Genomic DNA, 22,927 nt, shown 5'->3' on the forward strand with positions numbered 1-22,927 from the left:
GGCGTTCCCGACGGAGTCCTTCAGGACCGGGTCAAGGTGAGGGGGCGCCACCAGGCCGGGTTGTCGCGGTACCAGGCGACCGTGGCGGCGAGGCCCTCGGCGAAGGGGATCTGGGGGGCGTAGCCGAGTTCGGTGCGGATCCTGGAGTCGTCCAGGGCGTAGCGCAGGTCGTGGCCCTTGCGGTCGGGGGCGCGGTCGACGAGGGACGGGTCGGCCCCGCACAGGTCGAGGAGCAGGTCGGTGATCTCCCGGTTGGTGCGTTCGGTGCCGCCGCCGACGTTGTAGACCTCGCCGGGGCGGCCGTCCGTGAGCACCAGCTGCACGGCACGGCAGTGGTCGGAGACGTGCAGCCACTCGCGGATGTTGGTGCCGTCGCCGTAGAGGGGGACGGGGACGCCGTCGAGCAGGTTGGTGGTGAACAGCGGGATGAGCTTCTCGACGTGCTGGTAGGGGCCGTAGTTGTTGGAGCAGCGGGTGACGGACACGTCCAGGCCGTGGGTGCGGGCGTAGGCGAGGGTGATGAGGTCACTGGCCGCCTTGGACGCCGCGTAGGGCGAGTTGGGGGCGAGCGGCCAGTCCTCCGTCCAGCTGCCGTGGGTGATGGAGCCGTACACCTCGTCGGTGGACACGTGCACCACGCGGGACACGCCGGCGGCGAGGCTCGCCTCCATGACGTTGTGCGTGCCGACGCAGTTGGTGCCCACGAAGTCGGCCGCGCGCACCAGGGAGCGGTCGACGTGGGACTCGGCGGCGAAGTGGACGACGGCGTCGTGCCCGGGGACGAGGCCGCGCAGCAGCTCGCGGTCGCAGATGTCGCCGTGGACGAAGGTCAGCCGGGGGTGCTCGGCGGGGAGGTTCGCCCGGTTGCCGGCGTAGGTGAGTTTGTCGAGGACGGTGATCTCGGCTTGTTCGTATCCGGCGTACTCACCGCTCAGCATCGCTCGCACGTAGTGGGAGCCGATGAAGCCGGCCGCGCCGGTGACCAGGATACGCATGCGGCTCACGCTGGCCCCGGGCACTAGAGAACCCCTACACGCGCGATCGACGCCCGTCCCGGCCTGCGTTGCCCGCCTGCCCGCCCGTCCCGCCCTGTTCAGCCTGGGTCCCGATCGTGCCGGCTCGGGCGGGCGCTCGCGTTCCATCGGTGTTCCGTCCAGGTTCAAGACGTGTCGACGAGGGTGGAGGCATGATCCCAACGCCCAAGGAGCACTCATGACCGAGGCGCAGAAGGTCCCCGACGTGCGCAAGACGGTGACGGTGGACGTGCCCGCGGACCGGGCCTTCGCCATTTTCGCCGAGCGTCCCCTCGAATGGTTCCCCGAGAGGCACGTCTTCGTCGAGGACCGGGTGTCGCTCACCATCGAACCCTTCGAGGGCGGCCGCTACTACGAGGTCGGCGCCGACGGCACCGAGATCGCCTGGGGCACGGTGGTGGAGTGGAACCCGTCCAAGCGGATCGTGCTGACCTGGCGGGTCGGCCCGCACTGGCAGCCGATCTTCGACGACGAGAAGGCGAGCTTCATCGAGGTCGACTTCGAGCCGGCCGGCCCCGGGCGGACGACGGTGGCGCTCACGCACAGCGGACTGCACCGGCACGGCGAGATCGCGCCGCAGATCCACGCGGCGCTCGACGGCCCGAGCCCCGGGGACACGCTGGCCCGTTACGAGCAGGTCGTCGCCCGGGTCTCCGCGGCGGCGAAGGCGGTCCCCGTGACGCTCGTCAACAGGTTCCAGCTGACGGGGACGGCCGAGGAGTTCGAGCAGGTCTTCGCCGCGACCTCGGCGTTCTTCGCGGCCCAGCCGGGTTTCATCGAGCACACGCTGCACCGCCGGCTCGGCGATCCGGCGTCGTACGTGAACATCGCGCGCTGGGCGGACAACGCCAGTCTGCGGGCGGCGGTGGCGCAGCCGGAGTTCCAGCCGCACAGCGCTGCGCTGCGGGCGCTCGCCGTGTCGAGCCCGGAGCTGTTCGAGGCCCGTCTGCGGGTGACGGCCGCCGACGCCGGGTGAACGGCCGGGTGCGGGAACGGCGGTGGGCCGCCGTTCCCGCACCGGGTCATGTCGGCTGGGTGAACAGGGCGTTCGGGGCGACGAAGTCGAGCGCGGGATCCGCCGACAGGATCGCGTGCTGCAACTGCTGCAGCCGCGCCGACGGTTCCAGCCCGAGCTCGTCGGCCAGCTCGCTGCGCACCCGCTGGTAGACCTCCAGGGCCCGCCAGCGCTGCCCCGAGCGGTAGAGGGCGATCATGAGCTTGGCGCAGAAGTTCTCGTGCATCGGATTGCGGGCGACCAGCACCGCGAGTTCGCCGAGCAGCATGTGGTGCCTGCCCAGGTGCAGTTCGGCGGCGATACGGGTCTCGAGCAGGCCCAGCCGGCTCTGCTCCAGACGCGTGGCCTCGATGCTGAGATGGACCCCGCGCAGGACGTCGATCAGGGCGTCCCCCGACCAGAGGTCGAGGGCCTGCCTGGCCACCCGGTACGCCTCCACGTGGTCGCCGTTCTCCGAGGCCTGGTTGGCCTCGTCGACGAGCCCGTCGTAGAGCTGGGCGTCCACCATCACCGCCTCGGGGGCGAACAGGTAGCCGTTGTACCGGGTCAGCAGGACGTCCTTCGCCGAGCCCGACAGCACGACCCGGCCGATCAGTCTGCGCAGTTGCAGGATGTAGGTCTGCAGGGTCGTCAGCGCGCTCCGCGGTGGTTTCTCACCCCAGATCTCCTCGACCAGGGTGGACACCGACACGACCTCACCGGCCCGCAGTGCCAGCAGTGCGAGGACCTGGCGCGGTTTCGCCGCCGTGGGCGCGATGCACCGGCCGGCCCCGGTGGCCTCCATCGGCCCGAGCACGTTTATTTCCAGCAACTTTTCCCCCTCTACGTGGCGCTTCTTTTCAGCCTCTGCGGTTACCTTCGAAGAATGCACGACCGGAATTGAGGCTCGGAACTGCCGCCGTCACCAATACGCATGAGGTTCACAGGACCCAGGTATGGGTTTTTCATACGAGGTGACGCGAACATGTCGGACGGTCAACGGGTCGGACCATCAACGGGTCGGACGATCAACAGATCAGACGATCAGTAGCTTGGTGTTCTCGGGGAGGGCGGGGGAGCCCACCATCCTGGCGGTGCGCCTCCAGCGCCGGCGGCCCAGCACGACCCAGCCGGGCTCCCTCCTGCGGACCAGGCCGGCGACGGTTCTGCCGGTGTCGCTGTAGGTCGTGTGCAGGGTCCACTTCACGGCCCTGCCCTCCAGGAAGGCTCCGACCTTCAGCAGGGACTCCAGTTCGAGGTCGGTGGAGTCGAACGCGGCGGCCAGGGAGCAGTCGAGCAGCAGGGTCCACGGCCGTCGCAGGACCAGGACGAGGACCAGGTCGCCTCCGTGTTCCTCGGCCAGGGCGACGGCGCAGCGCATGAGGCCGCTGTCCACCGTCCACATGACCGCGACGACGGGACGAGGGCGCCAGGGTGCCATCTTCCGCTCCTTTCCCCGGCTCTTCCCGTCTAGCCGAGGGAGTTCAGGCAGGCGACGAGGGTGCGTGCCTGCACGTTGACGTACTGGCTGTGCCGGAGCAGGGCGGTGAGCTGGCTCACCGTCGCCCAGGCGTGGCCGGGGGGCAGGGCGTCGGTCGCCGCCGCGTCGGTCTCGGCGACGACATAGCGGCTCACCGCGTTCAGGAAGCGGCCGCCCTCCTCGGCGTGCAGGGCGTCGTAGCGGATCCGCGGGGAGCCCGCGTCGGGGATGTGGGCGAGGAACGGCGAGGTCTCCTCCTCGAGTTCGCCGGCCGACATGCACTGGACCGTCGGGGCCAGTTCGACGCCGTCGCGGAAGCCGCCCTCGGCCGCGGCGCGCACCAGGACATGGAGCACGCCGTCGAACTCCCTGACCAGGAAGGCGGACAGGCCCCTGCCGACGGGCTCGACGAGCGGCTGGGACCAGGACGAGACCTCCCGGCTGCCGGCCCGTATGTCGGCGGCGACCACCCGGAAGAGGCGGCCGTCGTCGCGGCTGATCTCCTTGTCGTCGCGGTGCCAGCCCGGCAGGGCGCCCAGCGGCAGCCGGCCGGCCTCGAGCGAGCAGTCGGTGCGCAGTCCGGTGAACCAGCTCAGCAGCTCGGCCGTGGTCGACACCGCGCCGGCGACGGGGTCGCGGGAGGCGGCCAGCGAGCGGCTGAACCGGTCGGCGGCCCCGGCCTCCGGCCCCACCGGGGGCAGGCACGCCAGCACCGTGCGCGAGTCCATGTTGATGACGTTGTCCCTGGCCAGCAGGGTGTTGATCTGGCCGAGGGTCAGCCAGCAGAAGTCGTCGTCGAGCGGGACGACCTCGTCGGCGGCTGCCTCGACGAGCATGTTCCGGTTCCGTTTGCGGTAGAACCAGTCGCCGTGCTCGGACTGCAGCACGTCGGCGATCACCCGCGTCGGCCGCCGCCCGGTGAAGTACTCCAGGTACTTGACCTTCGCGCCCCGGTGCACCTGCGTGTAGTTGCTCCGGGTGGCCTGGACGGTCGGCGAGAGCATCAGCGGCACCGGGTTGCCCGGTTCCATCTTGGCCTGCATCAGGAAATGCAGGACCCCGTCGAACTCCTTGACGAGAATCCCGAGGACGCCGACCTCGGGCTGGTTGATGATCGGCTGGAAGCGTTCGGGGAATCCGGGGGCGCGCAGACAGAGGCCCTCCACGGAGAAGAACCTGCCGCTTTCGTGCACCAGGTTCCCGATGTCGTTCTCGAATTTCCAGCCGCGCAGTCCGGAGAACGGAATGCGATCGACCGTGAAGTCATGCGCGCTCGCCCGTTCGGCCAGCCACGCGTCGAATTCGTCCATGCGCATCTGAACGCCCGCCGTCCGCTGGGCGGAGGCGGCGAGTCGGCTGGGAAGAACGAGGTCCTCCCGTGGCTTCAGATTTTCCACACCCGACACACCCTCGCTGGCTGGGAATCGTTGGGCGGCCCACGCTGGAGGGGACCGCTCGATTTCCGCGGCAGCGCTGCTGGAGCATTGCTCGGAAGGTGGGTTTTCCAGGCGTCCGCGAGCGCGATCCGAGTCGTCCGGCACAAATTCTCAGAGCACGCACAACCCTCCGACACGGGAGATGGAAATGGCGGAACTGACGATCGACCGGCTCAAGGACATTCTGCGGATCAGCGCGGGCGAGGACGAGTCGGAGCAGCTCGCCGGCGACATCGGCGGGACCACGTTCGGCGAGCTCGGCTACGACTCGCTGGCCCTGCTGGAGACGGCGGCCCTGATCAAGCGCGAGTTCGGCGTCGACATCACCGACGACATGGAGCACCTGAACACGCCTCAGGCGATCACGGACTTCGTGAACGGCAAGTCCCTCGCGTGAGGGGCTTCGACGACACGGGACGGGAAGGAACCGGATGAGCGACAGGCGGGTAGCGTTCGTCACCGGGGCCAGCAGCGGCATCGGCCTCGCGGTGACCCGGACCCTCGCGGAGCAGGGCATGGCGGTGTACGGGTGCGCCCGGGACGCCGACAAGCTGGCCGAGACGCTGGAGAAGCTCACCGCGGAGGGACTGGAGGTCGCCGGCGGGCCCTGCGACGTGACGTCCACCGAGGGTGTGCGTGCCGCCGTGGCGGCGGCCGTGGAGCGCTTCGGGCGTATCGACATCCTGGTCAACAACGCCGGCCGGGGCGGCGGCGGGGAGATCGCGCATCTCGACGAGCCGACCTGGCTCGACGTGATCGACACCAACCTCAACGGTGTCTTCCGGGTGACCAAGGAGGTGCTGGCGTCCGGCCGGATGGGCGAGAACGGCTACGGGCGGATCGTCAGCATCGCCTCCACCGGGGGCAAGCAGGGGGTCGTGTACGCGTCGCCCTACTCGGCCTCCAAGCACGGGGTGGTCGGCTTCACCAAGGCCGTCGGTCTCGAACTGGCGAAGTCGGGCATCACCGTCAACGCGGTGTGTCCCGGGTACGTCGAGACGCCGATGGCCGAGCGGGTCAGGTCCGGGTACGCGGACTTCTGGGGCGTCTCGGAGCAGGACGTCCTGGAGAAGTTCAACGCCAAGATTCCGCTGGGCCGTTACTCCACCCCGGAGGAGGTCGCGGGCCTGGTCTCCTACCTGGTGACCGACACCGCGGCGTCCATCACGGCGCAGGCGATCAACGTCTGCGGCGGGCTGGGCAACTACTGAGCGCGCGACGGCTCCGGCCGTCGCGCGCCCGGCGCCCGAACCGCGTACGACGACCGAACGACGTACGACCACCGGCACGGCCTGCCACCGCACCACGTACCACCGCACCACGTACGACAACTGAACGACACGGCAGAGGGAGGGAGTGCCAGGCACCCCCTCCCTCAAGTCGTGTTCACCACGTGACCGGCAGCGACCACACACCGTAGACGACGGAGCCCTCCTTGGTGCGGATGTCCTCGTAGGGCACCGCGAGCTGGAGGTCCGGGAACCGCTCGAAGATCTTCGTGAGGGCGATCTCCAGCTCGAGCCGGGCCAGGTCCGCGCCGATGCAGTAGTGCGCGCCGTGCCCGAAACCGAGGTGGCGCCGGGTGCCGCGGGACAGGATCAGCTCGTCGGGCCGCTCGAAGACGGTGGCGTCCCGGTTGGCCGGCAGGGCCAGGCACAGGATGCCGTCGCCCTTCTTGATGGTCACGCCGTCGAGCTCGATGTCGTCCAGCGCGACCCGGGGCACGGCCAGGTCGCCGATGGTGATGTAGCGGACGAGTTCCTCGACGGCCGGGCCGATCAGCGTCGGGTCGGCCTTGAGCTGCTCCAGCTGCTCCGGGTTGCGCAGCAGGGCCATGGTGCACAGGGAGATCATGTTGGCGGTCGTCTCGTGCCCGCCGTTCATCAGCAGCCGGCACAGGTTGACCAGGTCGCGCGTGGTGTACTCCTCGCCGGAGTCGCGGTAGGCGATGATCGCCCGGCTGAGCAGGTCGTCGCCGGGCTCGCGCTCCTTGAGGCCGACCAGCTTCTCCAGGTACCTGCCCACCTCCACCATCGCGGCCTGCCGCTGGTCGGGGGTGCTGTGGCCGCCGAGCAGGTTGGTGCCGTGCTCGGCGAAGAACGCGTGGTCCTCGTACGGCACCCCGAGCAGTTCGCAGATCATCGACATCGGGACCGGCAGCGAGACGATCTCGTGCAGGTCGGCCGGCGAGCCCGCCGCCTCCAGGGCGTCGAGGCGCAGGTCCACGTTCTCCTCGATCTTCGCACGCAGCTGCTGGACCCGGCGGTTGGTGAAGGTGACGGCGGCCTTGCGGCGGGTGGTGGTGTGCTCGGGGGCGTCGTAGCCGATGAAGGAGGTCTCGGTGCGGAACTCCGGCGGGGCCTCGAAGTAGAAGGGGAAGTTGTCGTGCTTGCGCGAGGAGCTGATGCGCGGATCGGTCAACAGCTGGCGTATCAGGTGGTAGTCGGTGACCGTCCAGACCTCGAGGCCGGTGATGAGGCTGACTTTCGTCACCGACCCCTTCTCCATCATGGGCCCGTACTCCTCGGGCAGGGAGAAGGGGCACTTGCGTTTGTAGGGAAACGTCGACTGTTCGGTCGATTCGGTCGTGGATTCGGCGGCGTTCAGCGACATTACTACTCCTTGTCTCCGGCGAATGCGGAAGGTCGGCCCGGAATCGCGTTCCGAGGCGAATGCGAAAGGAAAGAAGAGCGCTGCCGGGTGTAGTGCGCCAGGCAGTCCTCGTAGCGGGGCAGAATGCCGAGTTCGGCGGCCCGGGACAGGCTCGGCGCCTGAAGGTCCTTCGGCGCCACCACCACCGGTTCCTCCGTCCGGGGCCAGGGCAGGGCCAGATCCGGGTCGAACGGGTCGATCTCGAACGGGGTGCCCGGGATGTACGGGGTGTCGAACACGTAGCTCACGCAGGAGTCGTCGGTCAGTGAGACGAAACCGTGCGCCATTCCGTCGGGCAGGAACACCGCCGTGCCCTTCCCGGGCTCCAGCAGACTGACGTCGTGGCCGCCGAACGTCGGCGAGCCGACGCGCACGTCCAGCACGACGTCCAGCACGGCGCCCCGCACGCAGGTGACGTACTTGGCCTGGCCCGGCGGCAGACTCACCCCGTGCATGCCGCGCAGCACGTTGCGGTGGTTGACGGAGAAGTTGGTCTGCACCGGCCGGAACACCTGGCCGGTGACGCGGGTGAACTCCTCGTCCCGGAAGGACTCGAAGAACGCACCCCGCTCGTCGCTGTGGATTCGCGGCCTGATGCGGTAGGCGTCCCGCACGGCCATCTCCTCGATCTCCATGGCCCGCGAAGCTAGGGGACGCGGCTCGAGCACCGCTGGTGGCGCTGGTGCGGCGGCTCAAGTGCGGCTCGAGTGGCGGGGAGTTGAGTGGCCAGCATGAGGATTCTCGTGAGCACCGGCCCGAGCTACGGGCTCTACTGTCCGGTCGTCCCGCTGGCCTGGGCGCTGCGCGCGGCGGGTCACGACGTGCTGGTCGCCGCACCGGAGAGCCTTGCCCCCGTGGCCAACGGCTCGGGGATGCCCTTCATCCCGACCTACGGGCCGATGCACATGCGCGAGGTCATGGCCCACGACCGGCAGGGCAACCCCATCGCGTTCGCGCGGGAGGAGCCCCAGATGCTGGAGCAGGCCGGCCGCGGCTTCGGCCGGCTCGCCGCCCGCACCCTGCCCGGCCTCCTCGACGTCGCCGAGAGGTGGAAGCCCGACGTCATCGTCGCCGAGCCGCACACCTACGCGGCCGGCGTCGTGGCGCGGCTGAAGGGCATCCCCTGGGTCGAACACGGCGTCGGCCTCGGCTACTTCCGCGAGATGGACAAGTCGGGGGCCGACGAGCTGACGCCGGAGCTGACCGAGCTGGGCCTGGGCGCCCTGCCCGAGCCGGACCTGGCGCTGGAACCCTGCCCGGCCTCGCTGCTGCCCGCCGGCGGCGCCCACGGCGTCCCGATGCGCTACGTCCAGTACGACCCGCCGGCCACCGTGCCGTCCTGGGTGTTCGAGGCGCGCGAGCGCCCCCGCCTGCTGCTCACCCTGGGCACGGTGGCACCGGCGGCCGGCGGTGCCCGGGTGCTCAAGGACCTGGTCAACTCGCTGCCCGCGCTGGGCGTGGAGCTGCTCGTCGCGGTCGCCGACGACATCGTCCCCGAGCTGGGGCCGCTGCCCGACGCGGTGCTGGCGGCCGGCTTCCTGCCGCTCGCCTCGGTGCTGCCCTCCTGCGACCTGGTGGTCCACCACTGCGGCGGCGGCTCCACCATGGCGGCGATCCTCGCGGGACTGCCGCAGCTGCTGGTCCCGCAGCCGATCGTCGCCGAGCAGTACGACAGCGCGCGCCGCGTCACCGCGTACGGCTCCGCCCGCCAGCTGGTGGGACAGCCCATCGACCCGGAAGCCGTCGTGGAGAACTGCCGCGCCCTGCTCGAGGACGAGTCGTACGGCGTCAAGGCCCGGGCACTGCGCGCGGAGGTGGCCGCGATGCCGTCCCCCGCGTCCGTCGTGCCCGTCATCGAAGAACTCGCCGGCGCCAGGCCGGGACGGTAGGGAAGGAAACCCCGTTGAGCGACACCAACAGCCGCGCGCACCTGCTGCCGGAGACGCTCGAGGTGCGCGGCGCACGCGAGCACAACCTGCGCGGCGTCGACGTGGACCTGCCGCACCGCAACCTCACGGTGTTCACCGGCGTCTCCGGCTCGGGCAAGTCGTCCCTGGCCTTCGCCACGATCTACGCCGAGGGCCAGCGGCGGCAGCTGCAGAGCATGTCGACCTTCGCCCGCCAGTTCATGCACCAGATGGACAAGCCGGACGTCGACCACATCGGCGGCCTGTGCTCGGCCGTCGCGGTCGACCAGCGTTCCTCGGCCTCCCGCAGCCCGCGCTCCACGGTGGGCACGGTCACCGAGGTGTACGACCTGCTGCGGGTGGTGTTCGCGCGGATCGGACACCCGCACTGCACCGAGTGCGGGACCGAACTGGCCGACGACGCCTGCCCGCGGGGCCACGACAGCGCGCTGCCCGAGATGACCAACGGGGCGTTCTCCTTCAACCTGCCCTTCGGCCAGTGCACCGCCTGCCAGGGCGTCGGCACCCGGCTCGAGGTGGACCCCACGACCCTGGTCGCCGATCCGGGCCGCTCCCTGCTGGAGGGCGCGATCACGCCCTGGCGGCCCACGTTCACCGAGCCGGAGCGGATGAAGGCCCGCGCGGTGGCACAGCTGCTGGGCGAGGACGAGAACACGCCCTGGGAGGAGCTCTCCGAGGGGCTGCGGCACACGCTGCTGCACGGCACCGACATCAAGGTCCGGGCCCGCAAGTTCGACAAGCCCGGCGACCCGGTCAAGGACGTGGTGTTCACCGGGGTGGTGCCCTGGCTCTACGAGCGGTACCGCAAGTCCGGCGGGGAGAACTTCGGGCAGCTGGAGAACTACATGCGGCCGGCGCCCTGCGCCGAGTGCGGGGGCGGCCGGCTCAACCCGGCGCAGCTCGCGGTCCGGGTCGCCGGGCGCGGCATCGCGGAGGTGACGGCGCTGCCGGTCTCCGTGTCGCTGCGCTTCTTCCAGGAGCTGGACGTGGCGGAGCGCGAGCGCGCCGCCGTGGGCCAGGCCCTGGAGGAGATCGTGCAGCGGCTCGGCCATCTGGCGCGGATGGGGCTGGAATACCTCAGTCTGGACCGTCCGGCGCGCACCCTGTCCGGCGGTGAGTCGCAGCGCATCCGGCTGGCCGGGCTGCTCGGCACCGACATGTTCGGCCTGCTCTACGTCCTGGACGAGCCGACCACGGGTCTGCATCCCCGGGACATCGAGAAGCTGGTGGCGACCCTGAAGGACCTGCGCGACCAGGGCAACACGGTGCTCATCGTGGAGCACGACCACCAGATGATCAAAGCCGCGGACTGGGTGGTGGAACTCGGTCCGGCGGCCGGCGAGCACGGCGGCGAGCTGCTGTTCAGCGGCCCGGCCGAGCAGCTGCTCGGCGACGTGAACTCGCCGACCGGCGGCTACACCAGCGGCACGCGCGGCATCGCGGTGCCCGCGAGCCGGCGGCCCGGGGCGCCGGACCGCAGGATCGCCGTGTACGGAGCGAAGGAGAACAACCTCGCCGGGTTCGACGTCGCCTTCCCGCTCGGCACGTTCATCGCGGTGACCGGGGTGTCGGGGGCCGGCAAGTCCACGCTGGTGGACGACATCCTCTACCCGGCGGTGGAGAGCGCGCTGGGCGGCGACGCGCCGGCGCCGGGCGCCCACACCAGGATCGAGGGGCTGCACCACGTCGACCGGGTGATCAGGGTGGACCAGGCGCCGATCGGGCGTTCGGGCCGGTCGACGCCGGCGACGTACACCGGGGTCTTCGACAGCGTCCGCAAGGTGTTCTGCCAGACCGCGGAGGCGAAGAAGCGCCGCTACAAGCCAGGCCGGTTCTCCTTCAACTCGGCGGGCGGGCGCTGCGAGACCTGCACCGGCGACGGCTCCATCAAGATCGAGATGCAGCTGCTGCCCGATGTCTTCCTGCACTGCGAGACCTGTGACGGCACCCGCTACAACGCGGAGACGCTGGAGATCCGCTACCGCGGCAAGAACATCGCCGAGGTGCTGGCGATGCCCGTCGAGGAGGCGCTGGAGTTCTTCGCGGGGGAGCCCGCCATCGAGGCCCCGCTGCGCGTGCTCGACGAGGTCGGGCTCGGCTATCTGCGGCTGGGGCAGTCGGCGACGACGCTCTCCGGCGGCGAGGCGCAGCGCGTCAAGCTCGCCAACGAGCTGCAGCGCAGGGCGGGCGCGCACACCCTCTACCTGCTCGACGAGCCGACCACCGGCCTGCACTCCAGCGACATCGAGCGGCTGCTGTCGGTGCTGCACAGCCTGGTGGACAAGGGACACACCGTGCTCGCCGTCTCGCACAACCTCGACCTGATCAAGACGGCGGACTGGGTGGTGGACATCGGTCCGGAGGGCGGCGACGGAGGAGGGGCGCTGGTCGCCGCGGGGACCCCCGAGCAGGTGGCCGGGCAGTCGGACGGCCACACCGGGCGCTTCCTGCGCGACGTGCTGGGGACGAGCGGGCGGCCGTGATGAACGGGTCGCCCGCCGCGGGCCCGGAGCCGGTCCGGATCGGTGTGCTGGGGTGCGCGGACATCGCCCGCCGCCGGGTACTGCCCGCCTTCGCGGCGGACCCCGGCAGCCGGGTGGTGGCCGTGGCCAGCCGGGACGGCGGCCGGGCCCGCGAGGTGGCCGACCGGTACGACTGCGCCGCCGTGACGGGGTACGACCGTCTGCTCGCCGACCCGGCGGTGGAGGCCGTCTATGTGCCGCTGCCCGTCGCCCTGCACGCCGACTGGATCGAACGGGCGTTACGGGCGGGCAAGCACGTGCTCGGCGAGAAGCCGCTCACCGGTGACGTCGACTCCACCCGCCGGCTGTTCGAGCTGGCAGCCGCGCGCGGTCTGGTGCTCGCCGAGAACTTCATGTTCCCCCGTCACCCGCTGCACCGGCGGGTGCGGGAGCTGCTCGCCGACGGCGCCATCGGCGAACTGCGCAGCTTCACGGGGGAGTTCGCCATCCCGGCGCCGCCGCCGGGTGACGTCCGCTACGACGCGGCCCTCGGCGGCGGCGCGCTGCTGGACATCGCCGTCAACCCGCTGCTCGCCGCCCGCTTCTTCCTCGGTCCCGCGCTCACGGTGTGCGGGGCGCGGCTGCGCCGGCACCCCGTGCACGGCGTGGACACCGGCGGAGCGGTCCTGCTGGCCGCACCGGACGGCGTCACCGCGCAGGTGGTGTTCGGCATGGAGCACGCCTACCGGGCCGGGTACGAGCTGTGGGGGAGCGCGGGGCGGATCCGGGTGGAGCGCGCCTACGCGCCGCCCGCCGACCACTGTCCGGTGATCCGCGTGGAGCGGCCGCAGGGCGTCGAGGAACTCGTCCTGCACCCCGCGGACCAGTACCTCGAGGCGGTTCGGGCGTTCTCGCAGGCCGTCCGGCAGACCCGGCCGACCCGGCAGGCCGGCCAGACCCGGCAGACCCGCGACGGCCGGGGGGCCGAGCGCACTCTTCGCGAACGGCACCAGGAGCGGGCCCTCACGGTCGCCCGGCTGGTCGCCGAGGTTCGAGCGGCGGACAAGGCCGCTTCCAGCGCCGCACAGCACCCTGTTCCGAGCTGGGACGACCCGAGAGGGGCCTTATGAACTCCGCTGTCACCGACAAGCTGCGCTGTGAGCGCATCACGAAATTCCGCGACGTCATACCCGGCGACGGTCCGGGCAGGCTCTCCTCTCCCGCGGGGGATCTCGTGAGGTTCGCCAACGGCGACACCTACCGGTTCGCCGCGTACTGGGACTGCCTGCCGGGCGGACCGTGCCGCGGCAACCACTACCACCTCGACAAGACCGAGGTGATGTTCGTGATCTCCGGCGAACTGAGAGCCGCCTACTACGACCTCGACACCGGCCAGCGCTTCGACACCGTGCTGGTCGCCGGGGACCTGGTCACCGTCCACCCGCGCCTCGTGCACAGCTACATGGCGCTCAGCCCCACCCAGGTGGTGGAGGTGGCCTCGCACGCCTACTCGCCGAGCGACACGCATCCCTACGTGTTGCTCTGACCGACCAACCCGCCGCACACACACCCCCCATAGAAGGAGAAGATCGTGACCGCTCTGGAAGCAACGTCGTCCGGGGAGCGGGAGGGAGAGCTCAATCCCAAGCGCTGGATCGCGTTGACCGTGATCCTCGTGGCCGCGTTCATGGACATGCTCGACAGCACGATCCTGAACGTGGCGATCCCCTCCATCCGAACCGATCTCGACGCCGGCTACGCGGACATCCAGTGGGTCACCGCCGGCTACCAGCTCGCCTTCGCCCTGCTGCTGATCCTCGGCGGCCGGCTCGGCGACATCTACGGCCGCAAGCGGATCTTCCAGATCGGCGTGGCGGGCTTCACCCTCGCCTCGCTGGCCGCGGCCGTGTCGGTCGACCCGGGCATGCTGATCGTGTCCCGGCTGGCCCAGGGCGGCTTCGCCTCGATCATGGTGCCGCAGGTCCTGGCCATCATCCACGTCAGCTTCCCGCCGCAGGAGCGCGCCAAGGCGTTCGGCATGTTCGGCACGGTGGCCGGTCTCGCCGCGCTCACCGGACTGAGCCTCGGCGGCCTGCTCGTCGAGTGGAACCTGTTCGGCCTGGAATGGCGGCTGGTGTTCCTCATCAACATCCCCGTCGGCCTCTTCGGTCTGATCGTCGGGCAGAAGAGCATCGTCGAGTCCAAGGCGCCGGTGGCGCTGCGGCTGGACATCCTCGGCGCGGTCCTCGCCGCCGTCACCCTGTTCCTGCTCGTCTTCCCGCTCATCCAGGGGCGCGAGCTGGGCTGGCCGGCCTGGGGCTTCGTCCTGCTGGCGCTGACGCCGGTGTCGCTGTTCGTGTTCATCCGCCAGCAGCAGGCCCGTACCCGCAAGGACGGCTCGCCGCTGGTCGCGCTCAACCTGTTCCGGCTGCGCAGCTTCTCCTCCGCGCTGAGCGTGCAGCTGGCGTTCAACGTCGGCGTGGGCGTGTTCTTCCTGTCCTGGAGCCTGTACATGCAGGTCGGCCTGGGCTGGAGCCCGATCCGCGCCGGTCTGACCAGCCTGCCGTTCTGCATCACCACCTTCGTCACCTCGGCGCTGTCGTACGCCTTCCTCGCCGCGAAGATGGGGCGCAAGCTCCTGCAACTCGGCGCGGTGCTGGTGCTGCTGGGCCTCGGCTCCTACATCTGGGTGGTCGAGCACTACGGCAGTGAGGCCACCAGCTGGAAGATGGCGCTCCCGCTGGCCCTCTTCGGGCTCGGCTTCGGCATGGTCATGTCCCCGATCCCGGACATGGCCACCAGCGAGGCCCCGCGGCAGGACGCCGGCTCGGCCTCCGGCCTGGTCAACACCAACCAGCAGCTCGGGTTCGCCGTCGGCACGGCCCTGGTCAGCGTCATCTTCTTCGGCGCCCTCGGCGGCAACGCGGCCGACAACTCCCGGGAGGCGGCCCCGCAGCTGCGCAAGGACCTGGCCGCCGTGTCGGTCACCGGGGCGGACGCGGACCGGGTCGTGGACTACTTCGTGCAGTGCACGAGCGACCAGGCGAAGGAGAAGGACTGGACCGTCCAGGCGCCGAGCTGCGCCAAGGCCCCGTCCGAGCTCACCGGCAACCCGAAGGTCGCCGCGGTGTTCGCCGACACGGGCAAGCACACCAACGCGCTCACCTTCGCCGACACCTTCTCCCACGCGCTGCGCTGGTTCATCGGCGGCATGGTCCTCACCCTGCTGCTGACGTTCCTGCTGCCCCGCAAGAACGCGGCGCACGGCGAGCAGGGCGAGGCCGGCGCGGAGCCCAAGGCCGTGGCGGAGAACGCCTGACGGTCACGGACCGCGACGACGACAACCGGGCCGCGGCCCGCGGGGCGACACACCCCGCGGGCCGCGGCCGCACGTGCGCGTGGGCCGTGGCCGCACGTCGCGCGGGGCCGCGGCCTCGGCCTGCCCGGTACGTGGGCCGTGGCCTGCACGTACTTCCGCGGCCCGCCGGCCCCACGGCCCGGCCGCGGTGCGCCCCGTGGTGCGCCCCGTGGTGCGCCCCGGGGCCCGCCGGTCGCGCGCCCGCGTGAGGCCTGCTGAAGCCGTCATCCGGCGATCATGAATTCTTCACCACCGGCCGGTGAGCACGGCACTACTGCGGTCCGCCTCCTCTCGGCGAGACTCCTGGTCAGACGCCGAAGCCGCGGAGAACACCGACCCGGGAGGCGACGGCACACCGCACGGTCACACCGACCCGCGTCGCCCGACGAGGGTCACCGACGATCGAGGGGGAGACCATGTCCGCACAGCACCTTTCCGAGGACCTGTTCATCGAGGAGTACAACCCGGCCGGCCCGTGGGCCGCGCCGACCGACTCCTTCGTCTGCTGGGCCGAGTCGGCGGTGCCCGCCACCGCGGACCACAGCGGGGTCTGACGGTGATCCGGCCGGCTTCGGAGAAGCCCCGCCTGGGCTTCAAGGAACACCTGACGGTCCAGATCGTCCCCGGCGAAGCGGTCTACCTGATGTCCGGGCGACGTGTCACCACGTTGCACGGCGCGGAGATCTGCCACCTCGCGGAGCTGCTGGACGGCGCCAGGACGCGCGACGCCGTCCTCGCGGAGGCGTCCGGGCGACTGCCGGCCGAGCGGACGCTGCGGCTGCTCGACCGTCTCACCGAAGCCGGCCTGCTGGCCGAACTGCCCGCGTCGCGGGCCGACGATGCCGCGGAGCGCGCCTACTGGGAAGCCGCCGGTCTCAGCGGCGGCGCCGTCCGCCCCGCGGCCACCGTGCACACCCTGGCGGTGGGGGGCGTCGGCCCCGAGACACTGCACACCGCCGCCGTGGCGGCCGGCCTGCGCACCGGGCCGGCCGCCGAGGCGGACCTGGTCCTGGTGGCCTGCGACGACTACCTCGACCCCCGGCTGCGCGAACTCGACCGGGAGTACCGGGAGGCCGGACGCTGCTGGCTGCCGATCCAGCTGCACGGCACCGAGACCTGGATCGGCCCGTTCCTCGGTGTCCCGGACGGCCCGTGCTGGTCGTGCCTGGCCGAGCGGCTGTGGCGCAGCCGCCCGGTCGAGGCCCGGCTCCAGCAGGGGCTGGGCCGCTCCGGCCCGCTGCCCCGCCGCCCCTGCGCGGTCCCGGCGAGCCTGCTCGCCGGGCTTCACCTGGCCGTGCTGGAGGCGGTCAAGTGGCTGGCCGGCCTGCGCCACCCCGGTCAGGACGCGCTGTGGACCCTGAACGGGCTGATGCTGACGGGCGGCCACCATCCGGTGAGCCGGCGCCCGCAGTGCCCGGACTGCGGCGACCCCACCCTGGTCGCCGCCCGGGTCGAGGCGCCCGTGGTGCTGACGTCCCGCCCCAAGGCGGACAGCGGCGGCGGCGGGCATCGGGCCCTCGGCCCGGAGGAGATGCTCCGGCGCTACGGCCATCACGTGGACCCGCTCACCGGCCTCGTCCGGGAGATCCGCCGTGACCCGCGCGGGCCGGCCTTCCTCAACGTGTTCCACGCCGGGCACAACCTGGCCCTGACCCACCACGACCCGCGCGGCTGGCGCACCGGACTGCGCGCCACCAGCGCGGGCAAGGGCAGCACCCCGCTGCGGGCGAAGGTGAGCGCGCTGGCCGAGGTGCTGGAGCGGCACAGCGGCCACCTCCAGGGCGACGAGCCGATGCTGCACGCGAGCTACGACGCGCTCGGCGAGGAGGCGGTCCACCCCGACTCCGTCCAGCTCTTCGCCGCCTGCCAGTTCACCGGCCGCGCCCGCTGGAACGCCGAACACGGCGCGTTCCAGCAGGTCTGCGAGCCCTTCGACGAGGGCCGGGAGATCGAGTGGACCCCGGTGTGGTCGCTCACCGAGGAGCGGCGCCGGCTGCTGCCCACGGCCCTGCTCTACTTCGGCGCGTCCCGCCTCGCGGGCCGCCCGTACTGCCTCGCCACCTCCAACGGGGTGGCCGCGGGCGCCTCTCTCGAGGACGCGGTCCTCCAGGGGTTCCTGGAGCTCGTCGAACGGGACGCGGTAGCCCTGTGGTGGTACAACCGGCTGCGCCGGCCCGGGGTGGACCTCGGTTCCTTCGAGGACCCCTGGATCGCCGAACTGCGCACGGTCCACGCCTCCTTGCACCGTGAGGTGTGGGCCCTCGACCTCACCGCCGACCTCGGCATTCCCACCGTCGTCGCGCTGTCGCGCCGTACCGACAAGGCCGGTGAGGACATCACGCTCGGCTTCGGCGCGCACTTCGACCCGCGGATCGCGCTGCACCGCGCCCTCACCGAACTGAACCAGATGCTCCCCTACGTCGTGGACGCGGGCGCCGACGGCGGCGGCTACGGAACCGACGACGCCGAGGTGCTGCGCTGGATGCGCACCGCCCGGGCCGCCGAACTCCCGTATCTGCGGCCCGATCCGGAGCGTCCCGCGATGAACGCGGACACCCACGCGTACCGGCCCCGGGGGGATCTGCGGGAGGATGTCGCCGAGGCGGAGCGGATCGTCCGCGAGGCCGGACTGGACATGCTCGTGCTCGACCAGACCCGTCCCGACGTGGGGCTGCCGGTGGCCCGCGTCATCGTCCCCGGGCTCCGCCCCCACTGGGCCCGGTTCGCACCCGGCCGTCTCTACGACGTGCCGGTGCGCAGCAAGGACCTGACCGAACCGACCCGCTACGAGGACCTCAACCCGGTCCCCCTGTTCCTGTGACCGTCCCCGTGATTCCCTCGAGATCGCGACCTTCCCCCCACCTTGGATCAGCCGTGCACCTTGGCAGTCTCGCCCCCCAATTGGTCAATCTGTGGTCCTTGAGGCAGGACATCGTTGTCGATCCGGACACCGATCCCGAGGAGGCCCTCCTGCTGGAGACGCCCTGGGAGGATCTCCGGATCAAGGAGCCCAGCGCCGCCCTGCGCGAAGCCGTGCGCCGGATGCAGCTCGGCCCGTCGGCCATCCCCAACATCCTGGCCTCGGCGTCGGACTCGCCCGGCGGCGCGGAGAAACTGCTGGACGAACTCCGGCCGTTGCAGCACCTGGTGGTGCGCACGCTGGCCGTCGGCGCGGTGCCGCTGCTCTCCGTGGTGCCGATCTCCGGGCAGGCCCGGTTCACCCGGCTGAAGCCGCTGCTGGGCCGGGTCTGCAGGCTCTCCCGGTTCGCCGTGATCCGCTGTGCTCCGGGCGGCCTGTCCGTGGAGTCCTCGCTCGTCGACCACAAGGTGGAGCTGCACCACCCGGGCGTCATGGGGATGCTGGGCCGGATCGACGGCTCGGCGGACGACTTCGACGCGCCGCACCTTCCCGTGGTGGAGGCGGTCCGGTCGTATCTGGTCGCCGCCGGTGTGCTGGTGGTCGCCGACGAGCCCGCCGGGCACGGTCCGGGCGGCGACGGGCCCGTCTTCGCGGAGGACCGCGATCCCGCGCTCACCGGCTGGTCCCCGGACGAGCTGATGGTGCACTCCGGCAGCCGCCGGGAGCGCTTCGGCCGCCCGCGCGGAGCCGCCTTCGCCCAGGTCGGCCGGATGCCCCCGCCGCCGGTGGTCAAGCCGCCGGCCGCGGCCGACCCGGGCCGCCCCGCGCACCGGATCACCCTCGCCCGGCCCGATCTGGACGGACCGGCGGCCGCCGACGCGTCCCTCACCGCGGTGCTGGAGCCCGGCGCCCGTCCGGCCGTCGAGGACGGCGAGCTGTCGCTGGACCGGCTCGGCGCGCTGCTGTACCGGGCGGCCCGGGTCCGCGCCATGCTGCCGCCGGCCGACTTCGATCCGGCCGGCTACCCGACGAGCGAGCGCCCGTACCTCAGCGTCGACGACAGTTACGCGCTGGAGGTCTACGTTCTGGCCGACGAGGGGGCGTCCTGTCTGCCGCCGGGCGCCTACCACTACCGGCCGCTCGACCACTGCCTGGAGCGGATGGGCGGCGATCCGGGCGCCGCGGCCGACCTGGCGGGCGCGGCGCGCAGCGGGGAGGCGGGACCGGACGGGGAGCCGACCGTGCTCATCGCCATATCCGCCCGGTTCGCCCGCGCCGCCTACAAGTTCAGCGGCACCGCCTACACCAACGTCCTCAAGGACGTGGGAGCGCTCCAGCAGACACTGACGTTGGTGGCACGTGCCATGGGACTGCAGTCCCGCGTCCTGCCGGTCGGAGACGCGGACGCCTTTCAGCGGGCCGTCGGTATGGACTGGCGGGTGGAGTCCAGCGTCGGAGACATGGCCATCTCGAGTCGTATACCGCCGAGTTGAGGGACTTGAGGGCCTGTCGGAAGACCGGTATGGTGCGCTTTCACCAGCTGGGACTCGGGGCGGGGGAGCGGTCGAGACGGCATGGAACCTATGGAACCCAACGATCTGCCGGCCGATGAGGCCGAGGCGACGGCAGCGCACCTCGCACCCAGGATCGCGGCGGGCATCACCACGGTCGTCCTGCTGGCCTTCGGCTTCGTGGCGGTCACCTATCTGACGGCCGCCCCGCACTCGGCGGCCCGGCTGGCCGTGGCACTGGGGCTGCTCGGTCTGGTGCTGGCGCTGCAGTTCTTCATCTCCTTCCCGCGGCTGCTGCCGAGGGTGGCGCCCGGCCTGGCTTCACGGCTGGGCCGGCACCGGTGGTTCCTGCTGCTTCTGCAGGCGCTGCTGACCTATGTGCCCTTCCTGCAGTTCGGGCTGGCCTGGCTGCCGTTGCCCGGGCTGCTGGCGGGGTCGGCGCTGCTGGTGCTGCGCGACGCGCGTCAGGGGTGGACGGCGTTCGGCCTGGTCGTCCTGAGCACGGACCTGCTGCAGTTCGGCATCGGGCTCGGCTGGCGGAACGTTTCTTACACCACCGTGTCCACGATCCTGACCGGGCTCGTGGTGTTCGGCCTGTCCCGGCTCACCGACCTGGTCTCCGAGGTGCACCGCTCCCGTGCCGAGCTGGCGCAGTTCGCGGTCACCCAGGAGCGGTTGCGCTTCGCCCGGGACCTGCACGACCTGCTCGGCTACAGCCTGTCCACGATCACCCTCAAATGCGAGCTCGCCTACCGGCTGACGCCGGTGACCGCCGACCAGACCCGGCAGGAGATCTCCGAGGTCCTCGACATCTCCCGGCAGGCGCTCGCCGACGTCCGGGCGGTCGCCCACGGGTACCGGGAGATGTCCCTGTGCGCCGAGGTGCGCGCCGCCCAGGCCATGCTCTCGACGCTCGGCGTGCAGGCGAAGGTCGACGTGGCGTCCGACTCGCTGTCGACCGAGGTGGACACCGTGCTGGCCACGGTGTTCCGCGAGGGACTGACCAACATCCTGCGGCACAGCGAGGTCAGGCGGTGCGAGATCGAGACCGGCCGCCGGGCCGGCGCGGTCTGGTTCCGGCTGGCCAACGACGGTGTGGTCCGCACCGGTTCGGTCCAGGGCGCGCGGCAGGGGGGCGGCAGCGGCATCAAGAACCTGACGTTCCGCGTGGAACGCCTCGGCGGACGCCTCACGGCCGGCGTGGACCACAACGGCTGGTTCGAACTCCGCCTGGAGATGCCCCTGGGCGAGGTCCCGGCGCCCCGGACACCCGTACCGTCCTGACGGCGGGACGCGGTGGCAGTGCGACGCGCGGGACGCTGGGGGCAGGGCGCTGCGGGAGGGGCGCGCGGGACGCCGGGGGGCGGAGCGCTGCGGGGCAGGACGCGCGCGGGAGCTACCGGGCGGGACGTGCGGGGCGGCTCACAGCCAGCCCGATTCGCGGGCGATCCTGATGGCGTCCACCCGGTTGCGGGCACCCAGCTTGGTGACCGCGGTGGTCAGGTAGTTGCGCACGGTGCCGGTGGCGAGGTGGAGCTTCCTCGCTATCTGGGCCGCCTCCTCGCCCTGGGCCGCCAGCCGCAGCACCTCGACCTCGCGGGAGGTGAGCGCGCCCGGCTCGGTCTCCAGCGCGGCGAGGGCGAGCGTCGCGTCGAACGCGCGCTCGCCCCTGGCGATGGCCCGGATGGCGGCGGTCAGCCGCTCCGGCTCGGCGTCCTTGGGCAGGAAGCCCTGGGCATGGGCGGCCACCGCCCGGCGCAGATGGCCCGGCTGCCCCAGACCGGTGAGGATCAGGGTGCGGCACTCCGGGAGCGTGGTGTACAGCGCGGACGCCACACTGATCCCGTCGGTGCCGGGCAGGTCGATGTCCAGCACGGCGACGTCGGGCCGGCACTCCAGTGCGCGCGCCACGACCTCCGAACCGTTCGCCAGCTCCGCGACGACCTCTATGTCCCCTTCGAGGCTCAGCAGGGAGACAAGTGCCCTGCGCAGCATGTGGAGATCCTCAGCCAGCAAGACTCTGATCACGTGGTCATTCAAGCATCGGAATCTGGCCGTGTACGCAAGTTTCCTCAGATGGCTTGTTCGATAAGTGCCGTGCTGTAGTTCGCCGCTGCCCGGGTGATGTCGTAGCGCAGCGCCACATGACTGGTCGCCGTCGTGACGTCACGCCAGACGCGTTGCAGCTCACCCGAGCCGCTCAGCCCCGCCGTGCCCGCCACGCGCACCAGCGCCGTGACCGCTTCGGCCGCCTGTTCGCCGGCGAATGAGGCATTCCGCTGATTGCGTGCCAAAAAGGTTGGCGTGAAAGTGCGGTCGTCGATCACGGCGGCGTTCTGCTCGACCAGATGACGCGCCGAGTCGATCCGCGCCGTCGCCCGGACCAGCTCGATCTGCACCGCCTCGGTGAGCCGCTTGCCCTTCAGCACGCGGAGGGAGGCCGCCAGCGCGCCCTGGGCGGCGCCCACGGCGGGGGCGGCGAAGGTGGTGGCCCCGATCGCCTGGAAGGGGATGTTGTGCGCGGGCAGCGGGGACCAGCTGTTGACGCCGGTCTCCATCTCCGCGCGGGCGAAGGACAGATGGGCCGGCACGAACACGTCGTCGACCACCACGGTGTGGCTGCCGGTGGCCCGCATGCCGACGCAGTCCCAGGACTGCACCACGCCGAAGGTCCCGCGGGGCAGCGCGAAGAAGCGCGGCCCCGCGTCCTCCTCGGACACGTTCGCGCACAGCAGCACCCAGTCCGCGAAGTCGACGCCGCTGATGTACTGCCAGCGGCCGGAGAGCCGGTAGCCGTTCTCGGCCGGCTCCGCCGTGCCCGCCGGCACCAGACCGGTGGCGATGAGGGCGTCGGCGCCCGACCCCCACAGCTTCTCGTGCCCCTGCTCGGGCAGGTGCGCGGCGTAGCGGGAGGACGCGGCCAGCAGCGCGACGCACCAGCCGGTGGCGGCGCACGAGGCCGACACCCGCAGCACGCCCCGCACGAAGTCGGCGACGGTCCCCTCGGCGCCGCCGAAGCGCGCGGAGACGAAGTGCCGTGCGAAGCCGCTCGCGCGCAGGGCGGTGACGACGTCCGGGGACAGACGCCCCGTGGCGTCGGCGGCCGCGGCGTGCTCGGCCGACAGGGCGGCCAGCTCGCCGGCCGCCGCCGACAGGTCGCGGGTGGAGAGGGTGGAGAGGGTGGCGACGCTCATGGTGGACGACTCCTCGGG

General features: G+C 71.5%; 20 protein-coding genes. 12 read left to right on the forward strand and 8 right to left on the reverse strand.

Annotation, left to right across the window (positions count from 1 at the left end):
- Positions 1-20: 20 nt before the first annotated feature.
- Positions 21-995 (reverse strand): dTDP-glucose 4,6-dehydratase, encoded by a 975-nt coding sequence (gene rfbB, locus QF032_RS21985; protein WP_307057187.1) that lies wholly within the window; start codon positions 993-995, stop codon positions 21-23.
- A 217-nt stretch (positions 996-1,212) separates the two neighbouring features.
- On the opposite strand from rfbB, the gene QF032_RS21990 reads away from it, so the two are divergent.
- The gene (locus tag QF032_RS21990) at positions 1,213-2,010 is read left to right on the forward strand and encodes an antibiotic biosynthesis monooxygenase (protein ID WP_307045006.1); all 798 of its coding nucleotides are present in this window, start codon (positions 1,213-1,215) and stop codon (positions 2,008-2,010) included.
- A 46-nt stretch (positions 2,011-2,056) separates the two neighbouring features.
- Here QF032_RS21990 and QF032_RS21995 read toward each other — a convergent pair whose 3' ends face one another.
- The 3 genes from QF032_RS21995 to QF032_RS22005 form a co-directional block, all read right to left on the reverse strand.
- Positions 2,057-2,860, reverse strand: a complete 804-nt coding sequence (locus QF032_RS21995) for an AfsR/SARP family transcriptional regulator (RefSeq protein ID WP_307045008.1) — start codon at positions 2,858-2,860, stop codon at positions 2,057-2,059.
- Between the two features lie 204 nt (positions 2,861-3,064).
- Entirely contained in the window at positions 3,065-3,469 is a 405-nt protein-coding gene (locus tag QF032_RS22000) for a hypothetical protein (protein WP_306950114.1), read from the reverse strand.
- A gap of 29 nt (positions 3,470-3,498) precedes the next feature.
- On the reverse strand, positions 3,499-4,905 hold the full coding sequence (locus QF032_RS22005; protein WP_307057189.1) for an NDP-hexose 2,3-dehydratase family protein: 1,407 nt from the start codon (positions 4,903-4,905) through the stop codon (positions 3,499-3,501).
- A gap of 187 nt (positions 4,906-5,092) precedes the next feature.
- Here QF032_RS22005 and QF032_RS22010 point away from each other — a divergent pair, with 187 nt between their 5' ends.
- Together QF032_RS22010 and QF032_RS22015 are read left to right on the forward strand one after the other, a co-directional pair.
- Complete coding sequence (locus tag QF032_RS22010; RefSeq protein WP_057577785.1) at positions 5,093-5,341, forward strand: acyl carrier protein; 249 nt, start codon at positions 5,093-5,095, stop codon at positions 5,339-5,341.
- Positions 5,342-5,375: 34 nt separating this feature from the next.
- Positions 5,376-6,155 (forward strand): SDR family NAD(P)-dependent oxidoreductase, encoded by a 780-nt coding sequence (locus QF032_RS22015; RefSeq protein WP_306950109.1) that lies wholly within the window; start codon positions 5,376-5,378, stop codon positions 6,153-6,155.
- Between the two features lie 175 nt (positions 6,156-6,330).
- On the opposite strand, the gene QF032_RS22020 is transcribed toward QF032_RS22015, so the two are convergent.
- Entirely contained in the window at positions 6,331-7,557 is a 1,227-nt protein-coding gene (locus tag QF032_RS22020) for a cytochrome P450 (RefSeq protein WP_307057191.1), read from the reverse strand.
- Positions 7,558-7,559: 2 nt separating this feature from the next.
- Positions 7,560-8,231, reverse strand: a complete 672-nt coding sequence (locus QF032_RS22025) for a dTDP-4-dehydrorhamnose 3,5-epimerase family protein (protein ID WP_307045014.1) — start codon at positions 8,229-8,231, stop codon at positions 7,560-7,562.
- A gap of 96 nt (positions 8,232-8,327) precedes the next feature.
- On the opposite strand from QF032_RS22025, the gene QF032_RS22030 reads away from it, so the two are divergent.
- The 9 genes from QF032_RS22030 (at position 8,328) to QF032_RS22070 (ending at position 20,999) form a co-directional block, all read left to right on the forward strand.
- Entirely contained in the window at positions 8,328-9,485 is a 1,158-nt protein-coding gene (locus QF032_RS22030; RefSeq protein ID WP_307045016.1) for a nucleotide disphospho-sugar-binding domain-containing protein, read from the forward strand.
- A gap of 44 nt (positions 9,486-9,529) precedes the next feature.
- Positions 9,530-12,007, forward strand: coding sequence for an excinuclease ABC subunit UvrA (gene uvrA, locus QF032_RS22035; protein ID WP_444875781.1), 2,478 nt, complete (start codon positions 9,530-9,532; stop codon positions 12,005-12,007).
- The gene (locus QF032_RS22040; protein WP_306950098.1) at positions 12,007-13,116 is read left to right on the forward strand and encodes a Gfo/Idh/MocA family protein; all 1,110 of its coding nucleotides are present in this window, start codon (positions 12,007-12,009) and stop codon (positions 13,114-13,116) included. The genes uvrA and QF032_RS22040 overlap by 1 nt, the downstream gene beginning before the upstream one ends.
- A complete protein-coding gene (locus QF032_RS22045) occupies positions 13,113-13,532 on the forward strand; it encodes a cupin domain-containing protein (protein WP_107442680.1) in 420 nt (139 codons plus the stop codon). The genes QF032_RS22040 and QF032_RS22045 overlap by 4 nt, the downstream gene beginning before the upstream one ends.
- A gap of 45 nt (positions 13,533-13,577) precedes the next feature.
- Positions 13,578-15,305 carry an MFS transporter gene (locus tag QF032_RS22050; protein WP_306950096.1) on the forward strand — a complete coding sequence of 576 codons (1,728 nt, stop codon included), beginning with the start codon at positions 13,578-13,580 and terminating at the stop codon, positions 15,303-15,305.
- A 455-nt stretch (positions 15,306-15,760) separates the two neighbouring features.
- Positions 15,761-15,898, forward strand: a complete 138-nt coding sequence (locus QF032_RS22055; protein ID WP_157876324.1) for a hypothetical protein — start codon at positions 15,761-15,763, stop codon at positions 15,896-15,898.
- A 2-nt stretch (positions 15,899-15,900) separates the two neighbouring features.
- The gene (locus tag QF032_RS22060; protein ID WP_307057193.1) at positions 15,901-18,165 is read left to right on the forward strand and encodes a TOMM precursor leader peptide-binding protein; all 2,265 of its coding nucleotides are present in this window, start codon (positions 15,901-15,903) and stop codon (positions 18,163-18,165) included.
- A gap of 98 nt (positions 18,166-18,263) precedes the next feature.
- Positions 18,264-19,697, forward strand: coding sequence for a SagB family peptide dehydrogenase (locus tag QF032_RS22065; protein ID WP_307045021.1), 1,434 nt, complete (start codon positions 18,264-18,266; stop codon positions 19,695-19,697).
- A 90-nt stretch (positions 19,698-19,787) separates the two neighbouring features.
- Positions 19,788-20,999 (forward strand): sensor histidine kinase, encoded by a 1,212-nt coding sequence (locus QF032_RS22070; RefSeq protein ID WP_307045024.1) that lies wholly within the window; start codon positions 19,788-19,790, stop codon positions 20,997-20,999.
- 138 nt (positions 21,000-21,137) lie between these two features.
- Here QF032_RS22070 and QF032_RS22075 read toward each other — a convergent pair whose 3' ends face one another.
- Positions 21,138-21,743 (reverse strand): response regulator transcription factor, encoded by a 606-nt coding sequence (locus tag QF032_RS22075; RefSeq protein WP_306950087.1) that lies wholly within the window; start codon positions 21,741-21,743, stop codon positions 21,138-21,140.
- Positions 21,744-21,787: 44 nt separating this feature from the next.
- Positions 21,788-22,909 carry an acyl-CoA dehydrogenase family protein gene (locus QF032_RS22080; protein WP_307045026.1) on the reverse strand — a complete coding sequence of 374 codons (1,122 nt, stop codon included), beginning with the start codon at positions 22,907-22,909 and terminating at the stop codon, positions 21,788-21,790.
- Positions 22,910-22,927 lie beyond the last annotated feature (18 nt).

It is taken from the genome of Streptomyces achromogenes (assembly GCF_030816715.1).
GTDB lineage: Bacteria > Actinomycetota > Actinomycetes > Streptomycetales > Streptomycetaceae > Streptomyces > Streptomyces achromogenes_A.

Coding starts and splice junctions, on each gene's coding strand:
- QF032_RS22030 (WP_307045016.1), top strand. CDS start 8,328: ATGAGGATTCTCGTGAGCACCGGCCCGAGCTACGGGCTCTACTGTCCG.
- QF032_RS21990 (WP_307045006.1), top strand. CDS start 1,213: ATGACCGAGGCGCAGAAGGTCCCCGACGTGCGCAAGACGGTGACGGTG.
- rfbB (WP_307057187.1), bottom strand. CDS start 995: ATGCGTATCCTGGTCACCGGCGCGGCCGGCTTCATCGGCTCCCACTAC.
- QF032_RS22055 (WP_157876324.1), top strand. CDS start 15,761: ATGTCCGCACAGCACCTTTCCGAGGACCTGTTCATCGAGGAGTACAAC.
- QF032_RS22000 (WP_306950114.1), bottom strand. CDS start 3,469: ATGGCACCCTGGCGCCCTCGTCCCGTCGTCGCGGTCATGTGGACGGTG.
- QF032_RS22010 (WP_057577785.1), top strand. CDS start 5,093: ATGGCGGAACTGACGATCGACCGGCTCAAGGACATTCTGCGGATCAGC.
- QF032_RS22070 (WP_307045024.1), top strand. CDS start 19,788: ATGGAACCCAACGATCTGCCGGCCGATGAGGCCGAGGCGACGGCAGCG.
- QF032_RS22020 (WP_307057191.1), bottom strand. CDS start 7,557: ATGTCGCTGAACGCCGCCGAATCCACGACCGAATCGACCGAACAGTCG.
- QF032_RS22045 (WP_107442680.1), top strand. CDS start 13,113: ATGAACTCCGCTGTCACCGACAAGCTGCGCTGTGAGCGCATCACGAAA.
- QF032_RS22015 (WP_306950109.1), top strand. CDS start 5,376: ATGAGCGACAGGCGGGTAGCGTTCGTCACCGGGGCCAGCAGCGGCATC.
- QF032_RS22080 (WP_307045026.1), bottom strand. CDS start 22,909: ATGAGCGTCGCCACCCTCTCCACCCTCTCCACCCGCGACCTGTCGGCG.
- QF032_RS22040 (WP_306950098.1), top strand. CDS start 12,007: ATGAACGGGTCGCCCGCCGCGGGCCCGGAGCCGGTCCGGATCGGTGTG.
- QF032_RS22025 (WP_307045014.1), bottom strand. CDS start 8,231: ATGGAGATCGAGGAGATGGCCGTGCGGGACGCCTACCGCATCAGGCCG.